17 protein-coding genes are annotated in these 15,310 nt (G+C 33.7%); all 17 read left to right on the top strand.

The features are described 5' to 3' along the window. Positions 1–44 precede the first annotated feature (44 nt). The 17 genes from LB941_RS10130 to murI all read left to right on the top strand — a co-directional run bounded on the left by LB941_RS10130 (position 45) and on the right by murI (position 15,219). A complete protein-coding gene (locus LB941_RS10130; RefSeq protein WP_253361881.1) occupies positions 45–1,304 on the top strand; it encodes a tetratricopeptide repeat protein in 1,260 nt (419 codons plus the stop codon). Between the two features lie 237 nt (positions 1,305–1,541). Then, positions 1,542–2,495 carry a LysR family transcriptional regulator gene (locus LB941_RS10125; RefSeq protein WP_253361818.1) on the top strand — a complete coding sequence of 318 codons (954 nt, stop codon included), beginning with the start codon at positions 1,542–1,544 and terminating at the stop codon, positions 2,493–2,495. Positions 2,496–2,535: 40 nt separating this feature from the next. Further along, positions 2,536–3,462, top strand: a complete 927-nt coding sequence (locus LB941_RS10120; RefSeq protein WP_253361816.1) for a manganese-dependent inorganic pyrophosphatase — start codon at positions 2,536–2,538, stop codon at positions 3,460–3,462. Between the two features lie 135 nt (positions 3,463–3,597). Beyond that, entirely contained in the window at positions 3,598–4,431 is an 834-nt protein-coding gene (gene hisJ / locus LB941_RS10115; RefSeq protein WP_253361813.1) for a histidinol-phosphatase HisJ, read from the top strand. Positions 4,432–4,794: 363 nt separating this feature from the next. Beyond that, positions 4,795–5,973: an ATP phosphoribosyltransferase regulatory subunit gene (locus LB941_RS10110; RefSeq protein ID WP_253361811.1), complete on the top strand. Its 1,179-nt coding sequence runs from the start codon at positions 4,795–4,797 to the stop codon at positions 5,971–5,973. Continuing rightward, positions 5,948–6,580 (top strand): ATP phosphoribosyltransferase, encoded by a 633-nt coding sequence (gene hisG, locus LB941_RS10105; RefSeq protein ID WP_253361809.1) that lies wholly within the window; start codon positions 5,948–5,950, stop codon positions 6,578–6,580. The genes LB941_RS10110 and hisG overlap by 26 nt, the downstream gene beginning before the upstream one ends. Before the next feature lie 12 nt (positions 6,581–6,592). Continuing rightward, positions 6,593–7,864, top strand: a complete 1,272-nt coding sequence (hisD, locus tag LB941_RS10100; RefSeq protein ID WP_253361807.1) for a histidinol dehydrogenase — start codon at positions 6,593–6,595, stop codon at positions 7,862–7,864. Between the two features lie 17 nt (positions 7,865–7,881). Next, complete coding sequence (gene hisB / locus LB941_RS10095) at positions 7,882–8,466, top strand: imidazoleglycerol-phosphate dehydratase HisB (protein ID WP_253361805.1); 585 nt, start codon at positions 7,882–7,884, stop codon at positions 8,464–8,466. Then, on the top strand, positions 8,466–9,077 hold the full coding sequence (gene hisH / locus LB941_RS10090; RefSeq protein ID WP_253361803.1) for an imidazole glycerol phosphate synthase subunit HisH: 612 nt from the start codon (positions 8,466–8,468) through the stop codon (positions 9,075–9,077). Before hisB ends, hisH begins: the two co-directional genes overlap by 1 nt. Then, entirely contained in the window at positions 9,074–9,799 is a 726-nt protein-coding gene (gene hisA, locus LB941_RS10085; RefSeq protein ID WP_253361801.1) for a 1-(5-phosphoribosyl)-5-[(5-phosphoribosylamino)methylideneamino]imidazole-4-carboxamide isomerase, read from the top strand. The genes hisH and hisA overlap by 4 nt, the downstream gene beginning before the upstream one ends. Next, the gene (hisF, locus tag LB941_RS10080) at positions 9,789–10,547 is read left to right on the top strand and encodes an imidazole glycerol phosphate synthase subunit HisF (RefSeq protein WP_253361799.1); all 759 of its coding nucleotides are present in this window, start codon (positions 9,789–9,791) and stop codon (positions 10,545–10,547) included. Before hisA ends, hisF begins: the two co-directional genes overlap by 11 nt. Beyond that, positions 10,544–10,849: a phosphoribosyl-AMP cyclohydrolase gene (gene hisI / locus LB941_RS10075; RefSeq protein ID WP_253361797.1), complete on the top strand. Its 306-nt coding sequence runs from the start codon at positions 10,544–10,546 to the stop codon at positions 10,847–10,849. Before hisF ends, hisI begins: the two co-directional genes overlap by 4 nt. Positions 10,850–10,865: 16 nt before the next feature. Continuing rightward, positions 10,866–11,186 carry a phosphoribosyl-ATP diphosphatase gene (gene hisE, locus LB941_RS10070; protein ID WP_253361795.1) on the top strand — a complete coding sequence of 107 codons (321 nt, stop codon included), beginning with the start codon at positions 10,866–10,868 and terminating at the stop codon, positions 11,184–11,186. Between the two features lie 13 nt (positions 11,187–11,199). Further along, positions 11,200–12,276, top strand: a complete 1,077-nt coding sequence (gene hisC, locus LB941_RS10065) for a histidinol-phosphate transaminase (protein ID WP_253361793.1) — start codon at positions 11,200–11,202, stop codon at positions 12,274–12,276. A 103-nt stretch (positions 12,277–12,379) separates the two neighbouring features. Continuing rightward, complete coding sequence (locus LB941_RS10060) at positions 12,380–13,141, top strand: DeoR/GlpR family DNA-binding transcription regulator (RefSeq protein WP_253361791.1); 762 nt, start codon at positions 12,380–12,382, stop codon at positions 13,139–13,141. Between the two features lie 69 nt (positions 13,142–13,210). After that, complete coding sequence (locus LB941_RS10055) at positions 13,211–14,371, top strand: pyridoxal phosphate-dependent aminotransferase (protein ID WP_253361789.1); 1,161 nt, start codon at positions 13,211–13,213, stop codon at positions 14,369–14,371. Positions 14,372–14,442: 71 nt separating this feature from the next. Further along, entirely contained in the window at positions 14,443–15,219 is a 777-nt protein-coding gene (gene murI, locus LB941_RS10050) for a glutamate racemase (RefSeq protein WP_253361787.1), read from the top strand. Positions 15,220–15,310 lie beyond the last annotated feature (91 nt).

Genomic DNA, 15,310 nt, shown 5'->3' with positions numbered 1-15,310 from the left:
ATCTAAAAGAATAGTTGGTTTTTAGCAAATTAAAGGATGATATGATGACTTATTCAGAAGATACACTTACTTTATTGACTAATGGAGATATAAAAGAGGCAAAAAAGAAATTTGCTTGGGCTTTACGTAAGGACGACGATGATATATTGTATAGTCTAGCTGAAGAATTATATTCACTTGGATTTACAAATATGGCTAAAAGAACTTATGAAAAATTATTAGAGCGTTATCCAAAAGAGGATGAACTTAGGACAAGTTTAGCAGATATTGCTATTGCTGAAGGAAACGATGATGAAGCTTTGAACTATTTACAAACAATATCATCAGATTCATCGGCATATCTGGAATCATTATTAGTAGCGGCTGATTTATATCAGACACAAGGCATATTTGAAGTTAGCGAGCAAAAGCTTTTAACAGCATATAAGTTAGCACCAGAGCAAGAAGTTATTCGCTTTGCTTTAGCGGAGTTTTATTACAATGTGAAAAAGTATTCTCAAGCTCGAGATTTTTATTTGTCTTTGATAAAACAAGGTGTTTTTGAATTTTCAAAGGTCAATTTGATACAACGGTTAGGAATGTCGTATGTAGCTGATGGACATTTTGAACAAGCATTAGGCTATTTAGAACAAATTCCTTATGAAAAATTAGATGCGGATAGCTTATTTCAATTAGCGTTTACGTATAAGCAATTAGATGATTTAGATAATGCACAAAAAAATTTTGAAAAGCTGAAGCAAACAAACCCTGATTATGCAACCTTGTATCCTGCTTTAGCAGATATATATGAGCAAAAAGGGAATATTTCACAAGCTTTAATTACAATTCAAGAAGGATTAGCTGTCGATGAATTTAATACAGCATTATATCAAAAAGCGGCAGAATATACGCAAAAACTCGGGTATCCAGAAAAAGCAAGTGCTTATTTAAATGAGGCACTTGTACAAGATCCAGAGAATATGACATTAGTTTTGGAATTAAGTAATTTATATCTAGTTACATCGGAAGATCAAAAGAATATTGTATTGATAACGAACTATTTAAACAATAATGAAGTTGATGCGCAATTATATTGGAATTTGGGTCGTTCATATGCACGTCTGGATGACTATGAACATGCACTAGTTAACTATCAAGCAGCTCAAAAAGATATGGAAAATGTCCCTGAGTTTTTACATGACGCAAGCTTTTTTTATAGAAACGCCGGTGAACGTGAAAAGGCTATTAAATGTATCAGAGCATACTTAAAGTTAGATCCAAATAATATGGAAATAAATCAATTGCAAGAAGAATTAGAATATTAGTAAATATTTTAAAGAGACTATAGTTTAATAAAAGCAAACAATACTTAGTGTAATGTTAAAAATACTGGGTTATAAAAATAAAAAGTTATTTTAACTATAAGCAAAAAAATATATAGAAGATACCAAAAATTATAAATATAACTTGTCTATTGAATAAAAAATGATGTATTATATGTTTATATAATTATTAAAGGATAGTTATGTATCAAAACTAACTGAGGGGAGATTTGCAGATTTATGAAGACAAAACAGGAAAACATTTTTTCTTCAAAAACATTAAGTTATTTTTTACAATTAGCCGAAACAATGAGCTATACACAAGCGGCACAAATTTTAGGTATTACGCAACCAGCATTAACTCAGCAAATCAAGAAATTAGAAAGAACAGTTGGAGCACCTTTATTTTATTCTATTGGTAAGAAATTACATCTATCAGATGCTGGATATACAATGCTAGATGCGACACATCAAATATATGAGACTTTAAATCGAGCAACGGATGAAATACAGCAAACAACCAGTGCTACACAAGGTGAAATAAATATTGGGTTACTAGCTTCTATTGAAGAAAAAGTTTTCACTGATTTTGCTATTGAATATTTTAAGGAAAATAATGGAATTAAACTAACCGTCCATAGTTTAACACGTAAAGAGATTTGGGAACGTCTAGAGAATAATACTGTTGATTTGGCAGTTATGTATTTACCAGATGAAAGTATCAAAAATTGGAAACCATACGAGTCAAAACGTATTTTAACTGAAGACTTACTTTTCTTGCACAATGATGAAAAGCTTTCGAAAAGACGGCGGATTAAAATGCGCGAGACTTTGAATAATAAGTGGGTGACTTATCCACCACAGTATTATTTAAATGACATTATTCGTGAATATTATCGAAATTCCATGGTTGATAAGCCAGTAAGTGTTGCTCATTTTACAAAACCAGATCAACTGTTCAAATTTGCAAAGACGGCTAATGTATATACGGCTTTACCAAGTTCTTATGTTATGGCACACAATGATGGCGAACAGATGAAGACAGCATTATTTGAACCTGAAGTTAAGTTTGATATGTCCTTTGTTTTCCGCAAGGGAAAAGATCAAATTCCACGTATTGAAAGCTTTTTACAAGCCTTTGATGATTATTTAAACCATAAAGATTACGTTAGTCGTTTAAAAAACAATGATTAATATTACAATAATAGTTTTATAGATTGGAGATTTTTTTAACATGAAAGAACTAGTTTTTGGACATCAGAATCCGGACACAGATGCGATTGTAGCTGCAAAGGCTTATTCGTATTTACAAAATAAGCTTGGTAAAGATACAGAGGCTGTAGCATTAGGAAATCCAAATGAAGAAACAAAATTTGTTTTGGCTCATTTTAATGAACCAGCCCCACGCGTAATTAGTAGCGCTAAAGCAGAAGTTGACGCTGTTATGTTAGTTGATCATAATGAAGCGCAACAAAGTGTTTCAGATTTAAAAGATGTTACAGTAACACATGTTATAGACCATCATAGGATTGCAAATTTTGAAACGGCAGCACCACTTTATTATCATGCTGAACCTGTTGGGTGTTCAAGTACAATTGTTTACAAAGAGTTTGAGTCAGCTGGTGTTGAAATTCCCGCTAAGCTAGCCGGATTGATGCTATCAGCAATTATTTCAGATACGTTATTGTTTAAATCGCCAACAACAACAAAAGAGGATTTAAAGATAGGTAAGCAATTGGCTAAAATAGCAAATGTAGATTATGAAAAATACGGTTTGGAAATGCTAAAAGCAGGTACAAATTTAGCAAGCAAGACAGAAGCTGAACTAATTGAAGCAGATGCTAAATCTTTTGATATGGCTGGCAAAACTGTGCGAGTTGATCAAGTTAATACAGTTGATTTAGATGATGTGTTTAGTCGCGAACAAGCTTTTCGTGATGCAATTGAAAATGCCAATGAAAAGAATGGTTATGATTTATTCTTGTTGATGGCAACTAATATACTAGATTCAAATACACGTTTGTTGGTTGTTGGTGAACCACAGAATGTGGTTGAAAAAGCTTTTAATGTTAAATTGGTGGATAATAAAATTGATCTACCGGGTGTTGTTTCACGGAAAAAGCAAGTTGTCCCACCATTAGAAGAGGCATTTAAAAAATAAGTTTATAAAAAATATTAATACAGAGTTGAACCAGTTGGTGTTCGACTCTCTTTTTATATCTTTCCTATATAAGTATAAAGTTACTTTAACTTAATTGTAAAAAAAGCAAAAAAAGAAACAGAGAGGATCGGTTACATGAAGATTGAAGGGCATTCTCACACTGAATTATGTCCACATGGGTCAGGTGATTCAGTTGAAAAAATGATTATGAAAGCAATTAAATTAGGTTTTACAGATTACTGTATTACGGAACATGCCCCCTTACCACAGGAATTTAATAAATGTTTTGCTGGAAATTTAATAGGATTGAAAACAGCATCCTTGCGAAGTGATCAAGTCGATGAGTATTTAAAGCTGGGGCAAGATATGCAAGAAAAATTCGCAAATCAGATTAATATATCGGTGGGCTTTGAAGTGGATTATCTACAAGGTTTTGAAACAGAAATCAAGCAATTTTTGGATGAAGTTGGTCCATATACAGATCAAAATATTTTATCTTTACACTATATGCCAGGAATTGAACAAAAGTTTTACGGTATTGATTATGATACGCTTGAATTTGCAACAGGCTTTGGTCCATGGTTAGATGAACCTGACATTTTATATGGAAAATATTTTGCTCAAATAAAGCGTTTGGTAGATGCTGATTTGGGAGAATATACCCCCAAAAGAATTGGACATATGTCTTTAATAAAAAAATATCAAGATTATTTTAATTTTCCTAGTAAATGGGATTCGGAAAACATTAAACAAATTAAGGAAATATTAGATGAATTAAAAGAGCAAGGACGAGAGTTGGATTTTAATACGGCTGGATTACGTAAGCCATATTGCAATGACTTTTATCCAGGTAAGCGAATTGTTGAATTGGCACAAGAAAGGGATATTCCGCTTGTTTTTGGATCTGATGCACACAGCTTAGAAGAAGTTGGTGCTGCTTGGCATTTGTATGAAGATTATGAAAATTAAAGCTTGACAGAAATATGTTTTGATATTAAGATAATAGAAAAATTAATAATAGATTAAATTATAATAGTTTTGCGTAAACAAGTAACTACTTTTTAGATACATACAGAGATTCCTCTAAGCTGAAAACAGGATTGAGAAAGGTAGTGAAAACACAGTTACAAATAACTGGTAAATTGAACAACTTTATTTTTAGTAAGTTTACCCGAGTGAACTCGTTATCACAGTTGATAAATTCAACATGAGATTTGTTTTGTGAAAAACAGATAATTTTGAGGTGGAACCGCGTTAAAACGCCCTCTTGCTACTAAAAGCAAGAGGGCGTTTTTGTATTATTAATTTAATTGATTTTAGGAGGTATTGTAATTGAACAAATACAAGTTACCAGTAGGATTACGTGATTGTTTTGGTGAAACTGCACATAAAAAAGCAAAATTACGACATTATCTATTAAGTCAATTTGAAGATTATGGATATACAAGTATAGAAACACCATTATTGGAATATCAAAAGGTTTTTGATAAGTATAATATGCGGCAAGGAAACCTTTATCGTGTTTTGGAACCTGATGGAGAGGTTTTAGTATTACGACCGGATTTAACGTTGCCAATAGCCAGATTTATGGCTACTACTAATGTGGTAATACCACAAAAATTTGCTTATATTGGTGATTTGTTCAAGCGCAATAAGGAACTGGTTGGATTATACAATCAGGCAACACAAGCAGGAGTTGAATTAGTTGGCTATGAAACGAATAAAGCAGAATTAGAGTGTTTGTGTTTGATAAACAGACTGAATCGAAATGTTCTTGCAGGAAAGCTTTATGTTGAATTGGGACATGCCATGCTAGCACAGAAAATTTTGAGTTTATTAGAAGAAGATCATGATTTACTCGAAAGTGTAAAACAAGCTTTATTTACAAAAAATATTCCCTTATATGAAAATCTAATAGAGAAATATGCAGATAAAAAGATATTTAATTTTTTAAAAAAATGGCCGCGATTATTTGGTGATTTAAATGAAGTTAGAAATATGCTAAAAAATACTTATATCCCTAAAGAAGCCCGAAAGGCTATTGAAGAAGTCTTTTCAATTGGAGAACTTGTTGAGTCATTACCAAAACAAAGAGTAACCGTTGATTTTAGTAGTCCGGCACCACAAAGCTATTATACAGGTTTAACTTTTAAAGGTTACTTAGCAAATGTTTCAGAGTATGTAGTTAGTGGTGGACGCTACGACAAGCTATTAGCTAATTTTAAAGATAAAGAAGAATCTGCTGTAGGGATGGGAATTGAACTTGATTTATTAGCACGTATATTGGTTCAACAAAATCAAGCCGAAAGTAGACATCGAGTACTGATATATTTTAATACACCACAATTATCACAAGCTGCTACTATAGTTGAACAAAATCCAGATTACGAATTATGTTTAGCTGCTACATTAAATAATGCCAGGAAAGTTGCCAAATTAAAAAATGCTCGCCTAATGATTTTAACAAAGAGAGGAGAGTTGTTGGATGACTTTGAAAATAGCTTTAACTAAAGGTCGCGTGGAACGTCAATTTGTTGAGTTGCTTGATAAGATGAATATTGATACAGCACCTTTAAAAAATAAGCAACGAAAATTACAAATTAGTTTAGCTAGAGATAGATACGAATTTATCTTAGCTAAGGGACCAGATGTAATGACTTATTTATCAAATGGTGTGATGGATATAGGTATTGTTGGCAGTGATATCTTAATGGAGCAGGATTTAGAAGCATTTGAACTTTTGGATTTAAATGTAGGTAAATGCCAATTCATTCTTGCATCAACTACGGATTTTAATATGCAAAGTCCAGGTAGAAAGGTTATAGGAACTAAATATCCTAAAATAGCGCAAAAGTATTTTGCTAGTCAAGGTCAAGATGTTGAAATTATTAAAATTGAAGGTTCTGTTGAGTTGGCACCGCTAATTGGGTTAGCAGATGCAATCGTGGATATTACTGAAACAGGAACAACATTACGCGAAAACAATCTAAAAATTTACGCTTGGTTACCCAAGGTTTCAACAAGACTGGTAGCTAATCCATTATCGCTAAAGCAAAAAAAAGCTGAAATTTTTAATTTTGTAGACGAATTGGCCAAAGTTATTCCTAGTGAGAAATAGAAGGAGAAAAGTATGAAAATATATCAAAAAAACTTGGATGAAATGAAAGAAATCGTTAGTGAATATACGCAAGCAACAGTAGATATGCACATAGAAAAAAGTGTCCAAGACATTATTCAAAAAGTGATTAAAGACGGAGATAAGGCACTACGTGAATATTCGCAAAAATTTGATGGAGTAGATGTAAGTGATTTTTTAGTACCTGAAACTGATTTAGAAAATGCATGGCAGACATTACCTGAAAATCTAAAAAATAGTCTGTTATTGGCTAAAAAAAATATTACTAGTTTTCATGAATTAGAGAAAAGCAATGGCTTTGTAGATGCAAGTACGCCTGGAATTATTCGTGGACAAAAGGTCATACCTTTAAAACGGGTAGGGTTATATATTCCAGGTGGAACTGCTGCTTACCCTTCAACAATATTAATGAATGCAATTCCAGCTAAAATTGCAGGGGTTGAAGAAATTGTAATGGTGACACCTCCGCAAAAAGAAGGTATTAATCAAGCTGTTCTTGCAGCAGCAAAGTTAGCTGGTATTGATGCTGTTTATCAGGTTGGTGGTGCACAAGCAATTGCAGCACTTGCATTTGGTACAGAAACAATTAAACCGGTAGATAAGATAGTAGGGCCTGGCAATATATTTGTAGCAACTGCAAAAAAACAAGTCTTTGGTCAAGTTGCTATTGATATGGTAGCAGGTCCATCAGAAATAGGAATTTTAGCAGATGATTCGGCTTGCGCGAACGAGTTAGCTGCAGATTTATTATCACAAGCTGAGCATGACAAGCGGGCACGTGCGATGCTGGTAACAAATAGTTTACAATTGGCAAAAAACGTTGCAAATGAAATAGAAATTCAATTAGAAAAGTTACCCAGAAAGAAAATTGCACAGGCAGCTATTGAGGATCGCAGTTTTATTGCAGTAATGGAAAATATTACGGATATGTTTTCTTTAATGAATACTATTGCTCCGGAGCATTTGGAAATTCAATTTAATGATCCTATGGAATATTTAGGCCTCATCAAAAATGCAGGTTCTGTTTTTCTAGGACGATATGCTTCAGAACCACTAGGCGATTATGTTGCTGGACCTAATCATGTTTTACCTACGGGCGGGACAGCACGTTTTTCTTCTCCGCTAGGCGTCTATGATTTTGTAAAAAGAACACAGTTTATTCAATTTTCTAAGGCAGCATTAAAAGCAGATGTTGCAGCAATTACTACCTTAGCACGTACAGAAGGCTTGGAAGCTCATGCGCGTGCAATAGAGGCAAGATTTTAAGTAGAGGGAGAGATAATATGAGAATAGCAAATATTACTAGAAAAACGAATGAAACAGATATTTTCGTTGAACTAAATGCGGATCAAGAGTCAGGCATAGATATAGACACAGGTAATGGCTTTTTTAACCATATGTTGACACTTTTTGCCAAGCATGGTCGTTTTGGATTAATAGTTAAAGCAAAGGGCGATTTAGATGTTGATGCCCACCATACAGTTGAAGATACAGGGATCGTTTTAGGTGAATGCTTTAAAAAGGCTTTGGGTAATAAAGAGCAGATTGAACGATATGGTGATGCATTTGTTCCGATGGATGAAGTTCTTGCACATGTTGCAATTGATTTAAGCGGTCGTTCTTACTTAGTTTTTGATGCTGAATTAGATAATCCTAAATTGGGAGATTTTGAAACAGAGATTACAGAAGATTTTTTTCAAGCACTAGCCTTTGCTTGTGAAATGAATTTGCATATGCGTGTTTTATATGGTCGCAATACACATCACAAAATTGAAGCTTTATTTAAAGCAACAGGAAGAGCAATGCGAAAAGCTGTTACTATAAATTCTAGTATAAAAGGAGTTAATTCAACGAAAGGAGTCATTTAATGATAGCAATTATAGATTATGGTGCGGGCAATACTTATAATGTTGCAAAAGCATTTCAATATTTAGGTGTTCAGACGGTTCTTACAGCAGATGCACAAACAATACTGGCAAGTGAGGCTGTTGTTTTACCAGGTGTCGGCGCATTTAGACCAGCTATGGAACAATTAGAAAAGCGAGATTTAATAAATGTGATTAAACAAGTGGCAGCAAATAAAATACCATTGTTAGGTATTTGTTTAGGAATGCAATTATTGTTTGATTCTTCAACAGAATATGGATTACATGCAGGATTAGGCTTAATACCTGGGAAAGTAATTGAATTTTCAAAAGATATGAATCTATCAATTCCGCAAGTTGGTTGGAATAAAAATAAACTTTTGCAAGATAAAAGTGTTTTTGCTGATGTTGCGGAGCAATATACCTATTTTGTTCATTCTTACTATGCTAAATGTGATGCTAAATATATTGTTTCAGCCGTTGATTATGGAGTTTCAGTTCCTGCAATAGTTCAAAATGATAATGTCTATGGAATGCAATTTCACCCAGAAAAAAGTGCACAGGTTGGATTAAACTTACTTAAGAATTTTATTGAAGAGGTGGTGGCAAAATGATTTTTCCTGCAATTGATTTAAAAAATGGTCAGAGTGTGAGACTGTATCAAGGTGATTTTTCAAAAGATACGTTAATTGAAACAACACCTGAAAAGCAAGCTCAAAAAATTAATGCTGCTGGTATCTCAGCGCTACATTTAGTTGATTTAGATGGTGCGAAAGCAGGTAAGCCTCAGAACTTAGATGTAGTAAAAAAAATAAGAGATTCTTTTTCGGGAATTATTGAAATTGGTGGTGGTATTAGAAACATTGCAGCATTACAACAGTATTTAGAGATGGGGATTAATCGGGTCATTCTTGGCTCGGTAGCATTAAAAGATCCTGAATTTACAAAAAAAGCTCTGCAAGAATTTGGTGCCGAAAAAATTGTAATTGGAGTTGATGGCACAGATAGCAAAGTTGCTGTAAGTGGTTGGTTAGAACAATCTAATGTATTAATGTCAGAATTAATTGAAAAAATGATAACTTCAGGTGCAAAACATTTTATTGTAACAGATGTTAAGCGGGATGGTACATTGCAAGGTGCAAATGTTGAATTGCTAATAAAGTTGCAAACACTTTTTCCTCAAGCAAATATTATTGCATCTGGCGGAATAAGAGATTTACGTGATATCACAGAGTTAAGGAGTAAAGGAATAAAGGATGCAATTGTTGGTAAATCTTTATTTGAAGGAACCTTGACCTTAAAAGAGATTGCGGAGGTGAACACAATTGTTAGCTAAACGAATCATCCCCTGTTTGGATGTAGATAATGGAAAAGTGAAAAAAGGCATCAATTTTGTGAACCTCATTGACGTGGGAGACCCTGTAGCAATTGCCGCTGCATATGAGAAGCAAGGAGCAGATGAATTAGTTTTTTTAGATATCACCGCAACAAATGAGCAACGTCACACAATGAGAGATGTTGTTTCAGCAGTCTCAAAAGAAGTTTTTATGCCTTTGACAGTGGGCGGAGGAATTAGCTCTGTTGCTGATATGCGGGCTTTATTACAAGCCGGAGCTGATAAGATTTCATTGAATTCAGCAGCTGTTGCTAATCCTAAATTGATTAGCCAAGGAGCACAAACCTTTGGTAATCAGTGTATTGTTGTTGCAATTGATATAAAAACTGATTTGAAAACAGGAGAAAAAATAGTTTATACACATGGAGGTCAACAAAGAACGGACCTCGAAGCTCTATCCTGGGCGAAGAAGGCAGTTGCCTTAGGTGCAGGAGAATTATTGGTTACTAGCATGGATCATGATGGTACAAAAAAAGGATTTGATGTTGAGTTTTATCAAAAATTAACTGAGTTGGTAAAAGTACCCGTAATTGCATCTGGTGGTGCGGGTACAAAAAAAGATTTTGCTGATGTTTTTTTAAAATCAAATGTTACCGGCGCATTAGCAGCATCTGTATTTCATTTTGGTACTCTAAAGATTGATGAGGTTAAAGAATATCTTAGTCAAAAAGGAGTTAATGTGCGATGAAACCAGATTTTAGCAAAGGATTAGTAACAACTGTAGTGGTTGACAATCAGACAAAAGATGTTTTGATGGTTGCATGGATGAATGAAGAAAGTTATCAAAAAACACTTGAAACTAAAGAAACATGGTTTTGGTCGCGTTCACGTAAAGAATTATGGCATAAAGGTGCAACCAGTGGAAATTTACAACAAGTAACGGAAATTTATTTAGATTGTGATCAGGATACATTACTAATATATGTAAATCCAAAGGGCCCAGCTTGTCATACTGGCAAGAGAACATGTTTTTTCAATAAGGTTTTATAAGAAAGGAAGTATTGTTATGCAAGACTTAGAAGAATTATATCAATTAGTGGTAGAGCGAAAAAAAAATCCCCGTCCAGGTTCATATACAGATTATCTATTTTCAAAGGGTTTAGATAAAATTTTAAAAAAGGTAGGTGAGGAATCTACCGAAGTTGTTGTTGCTGCTAAAAATAATAGTAAGGATGAACTAAAATACGAAACAGCAGACTTGCTATATCATTTAATGGTTTTACTTGTGGAACAAAATTTATCTTATGATGATATCAAAGAAGAACTAGCGAAACGTGAAGGATTAATGAGTACTACAAAAGACCGACGTGAAATCGAAGATCTATAGGAGGGTTATTTATATGAAAGAAAGTATTCAGCGGTTAAATAGCTATATCCCTGAAGAACCATTAGAGAAGGTTAAACAAAAATATAATTTGACACACTTAGTTCGTTTATCAGCTAATGAAAACCCATTTGGAACTTCACCTACTGTTAAAGATGCGGTTGTGAAATGGTCGTTTGAAGAAAGTAATCGTTATCCAGACAGTTATGCGAGTGAGTTAAGAGATTTAATTATGAAAAAAACGGGTGTTCCTAAAGAACAATTAGTTTTTGGCTCAGGCTTGGATGAAATACTAGAATTGTTATCCCGGACATTTTTGGAAAAGGATGATGAAATTCTAGTTGCTGGGCCTACTTTTTCAGAATATGCACTTCATGCTAAAATTGAAGGAGCTAAAGTCGTAAATATTCCTGTTTTGGCAGATACCGGCCATTATGATTTAGACAAATTTCTAGATAATATCACAGCTAAAACAAAACTGATTTGGTTGTGTAATCCTAATAATCCTACAGGAGTTTATGAAAGTAAAAAAAATATTCGTGATTTTATTGAGCAGGTACCTAAAACAGCACTCGTTTTAATTGATGAAGCGTACATTGATTATGTAACGGATGAGAGTATACCAACTAACTTTGAATTACTTTCGCAGTTTGAAAATGTAGCTGTTCTTCGCACATTTTCAAAAGTTTATGGCTTAGCTAATTATCGTGTAGGGTATATAGCTATGGCGCCTAAACTGGCAGAATACTTGCAAACTATCAGATTACCGTATAATCTAAATTCACTTGCACAAACTGCTGCAATTAGTGCATTTAAAGATCAGAAATTTGTGCAGTATTCTGTTCAAAAAAATGCAGAGGAAAGGGAAAAATGGGAAGAGTTTTTACAAGTAAACGGGATAAAGTTCTTTCATTCACAAGCTAACTTTATTTACTTCAAGTATTTTGATGCAGATAAATTAGCAGATAAACTTTTGCAAAATGGATTTCAAGTACGTCGAGGACTACAGAAAAATTGGTTGCGTGTTACAATTGGAAAAAATTCAGATAATGTGGCAATTCAAAAAATAATTGCTAGTGATTTAAATAGATAAAAAGACTTCTACCTATAACTGCTTATAATTACTTATTTATTTTATATGTTATAAGGATTATAATAATACTATAAGCAAATTAACAGATAAGGGGCGAAGTCTTTTGAGTCAAGAAAAACGGATAGAGCTTATTAAGCAACTTTTAGAAGAAAAGCAGGAACTTTCAACTAAGGATATAATGGAAGAATTTGGTATTTCACAAGATACAGCTCGACGAGATATTGTATTATTGGCTAAACGGGGCGAAGTAAGGCGAACTCATGGTGGCATATTACCTTTAGATTTTGGAAGAAGTGTCCCTAATTTCCAAAGTAGATTAACACGTTTTACTAAGCAAAAAACGCAAATGGCATTATCTGCGGTTGATTATTTCAAAGCACATCATGTTTATTTTGTTGATTCTTCAACAATTCTATTAAAAACATGCCAAAATCTAAATATGCCATTAACAATTGTTACGCATTCGTTAGATAACTGTATGGCTTTAGCTGAACATAATAAAGTAACGGTTAAAGTTCTGAGCGGTACATTGAACCATGAAAATCGTTTTTTTTATTCTAATAGAGCAATGGGTGAATTACAAAATGTGGCATTTGACACGGCTTTTGTGGCTGCATCAGGCATAGATGAGAATGGGATTTATTTGTTGGATCAAGGTGATGCTGAAATTGTTGGTCTAGCTGTTAAACGGGCACGTAAAGTAATATTAGTTGCTGAACATCAGAAGTTTATAAATAAGTCTTACTATCGAATTTGTGCATTAGACAAAATTTCTTTGTTTATTACAGATAGACCTTTGGCTAAAGGGCAACGAGAAATGTTTCCTAAATCCACAGAAATTAAGGTGGCTTCAAAATTAAAATAGGTGGTATTTATTAAAAAATGATATCATTGTAATTGAAATAAAATTATCTAAGAGATGAGGTAAGTGATTTTGCAAAATAAATTTAATCATAAAATAGAAAAAATTGCTGTTTCTGATATTCGACAATTCGATACAGAAGTAAGTTCTATTCCTAATATTATTAAGTTAACTTTAGGTGAACCCGATTTTAATACACCAGAGCATGTCAAACAAGCAGGGATAGATGCAATTATAGATAATCAGTCACATTACACACCTAATCCAGGTATCATGGAATTACGTAAGGCTACAGCAGATTACTATAATGAAAAATATAATTTAAAATATTCAGCTAACCAAGTTATTACAACAATTGGGGCAACAGAGGCAATTAGTGTTGTATTACAGACTATTTTAAATCCGGGAGATACAGTAATTGTGCCGACACCTGTATTTCCTATCTATATGCCAATTACAGAAATTAATAATGGTAATTATATTACAGTTGATACAAGTACAGATGGCTTTGTCTTAACTGCTGAAAAGCTTGAAAAAGTATTAGCTGATAATAAAGAAAAAAATATTAAAGCATTGGTACTTGTTTATCCAAGTAATCCAACCGGTGTTACTTATTCAAGACAGCAACTTGAAGAACTTGCTGCCGTTGTGCGTAAAGCGGGAATTTGGGTTTTATGTGATGAGGTTTATGCAGAACTTACATATAATGGCCAACATACATCCATTGCTGAATTTTTACCAGAGCAAGCATTATTAGTTTCTGGCTTGTCAAAATCACATGCTATGACTGGTTGGCGGATTGGTTATTTATTAGGACCTGATGATTTTATTGAACAAGCAGTTAAAGCACATCAATATATGGTCACAGCACCAACGGACAATGTCCAATTTGCTGCTTTAGAAGCCATGAAAAATGGTAAAGAAGATAGTGCTGTGATGAAAGAACAATATTTAAAGAGACGCAATTTTATGCAGCTAGCTTTAAAGCAAGCAGGTTTTGAGGTTGCAAGTCCTGATGGAGCATTTTATCTTTTTGCTAAGATTCCTAATAAGTTTGATAAAGATTCATGGAAATTTGTGCGAGAATTAGCTAAAAAAGCAAAGGTAGCCTTAATACCCGGAGTTTCTTTTGGACCTGGCGGTGAAGGCTATGTCCGTTTAAGTTATGCAGCTTCGATGGAAACGCTAGAAGAAGCAGCTAAACGTATTCAAGCTTTTGTAGATGCTAAATAGAATCTTAGCTTTTTAACTGATATGTGGTAAAATTAATGCTGATACTAATAAGGTAAGGAAGTTTTTCTAATATGGATTTACAATTTAGAAATAAGGCCATCGGAATTTTTGATTCAGGGCTAGGTGGTATTAGTGTTTTAAAAGAAGCAGTAAAGTTGATGCCAAATGAAGATTTTATTTTTTTTGGTGATTCAAAAAATGCACCCTATGGAGTAAAATCAGTTGAACAAGTTTATGCGTTGAGTAATGCAATTGTAGACAAGTTTCTAAAAGAAAAGGTTAAAGCTATCGTTATTGCATGTAATACAGCTACTAGTGCAGCTGCAAAGCGGTTAAGACTTGAGCATCCAGAAATACCAATTATTGGGTTAGAGCCAGCTTTGAAGCCAGCTGTTTTAAATAAACCTAACTCGAGAATTGTTGTAATGGCTACACCATTAACGTTAAAAGAAGAAAAATTTGCAAATTTAATGCAACGTTTTGAATCGCAGGCACATATAATCAAGTTGCCAGCCCCTGATTTAGTTGAATATGTTGAAAAGGGTCAACTTGATACACCAGAGGTAAAAGAGTACTTGCGTACAATTCTTGCGCCATATATTGATAAAACTGATGCAATTGTATTAGGATGTACGCATTTTCCATTTGCTAAAGAAACAATACAAGATATTATGGGAACGAAAGTGACTATTTTTGATGGCGGTGCGGGAGCAGCACGTGAATTGCAACATCTATTAGAAGAAAATAAAACACGACGTACAGACGATGCTATTGGTAAAATTAAATTTACCAATAGTTTAGACACTGCAGAAGAAATTGCTTTAAGTAAAAAACTATTTAGTTTATAATTAAGTCCGTTTAAAAATCATGACCACCCGTCAAACGGGTGGTTTGCTCCAGGGCTATAAGCCCTATGTACTTGCCAGCGTCTCAAGGCGC

Source organism: Ligilactobacillus ubinensis (assembly GCF_024160875.1).
Classification (GTDB): Bacteria; Bacillota; Bacilli; order Lactobacillales; family Lactobacillaceae; genus Ligilactobacillus; species Ligilactobacillus ubinensis.
This window is presented reverse-complemented; position numbering and strand designations above follow the sequence as displayed.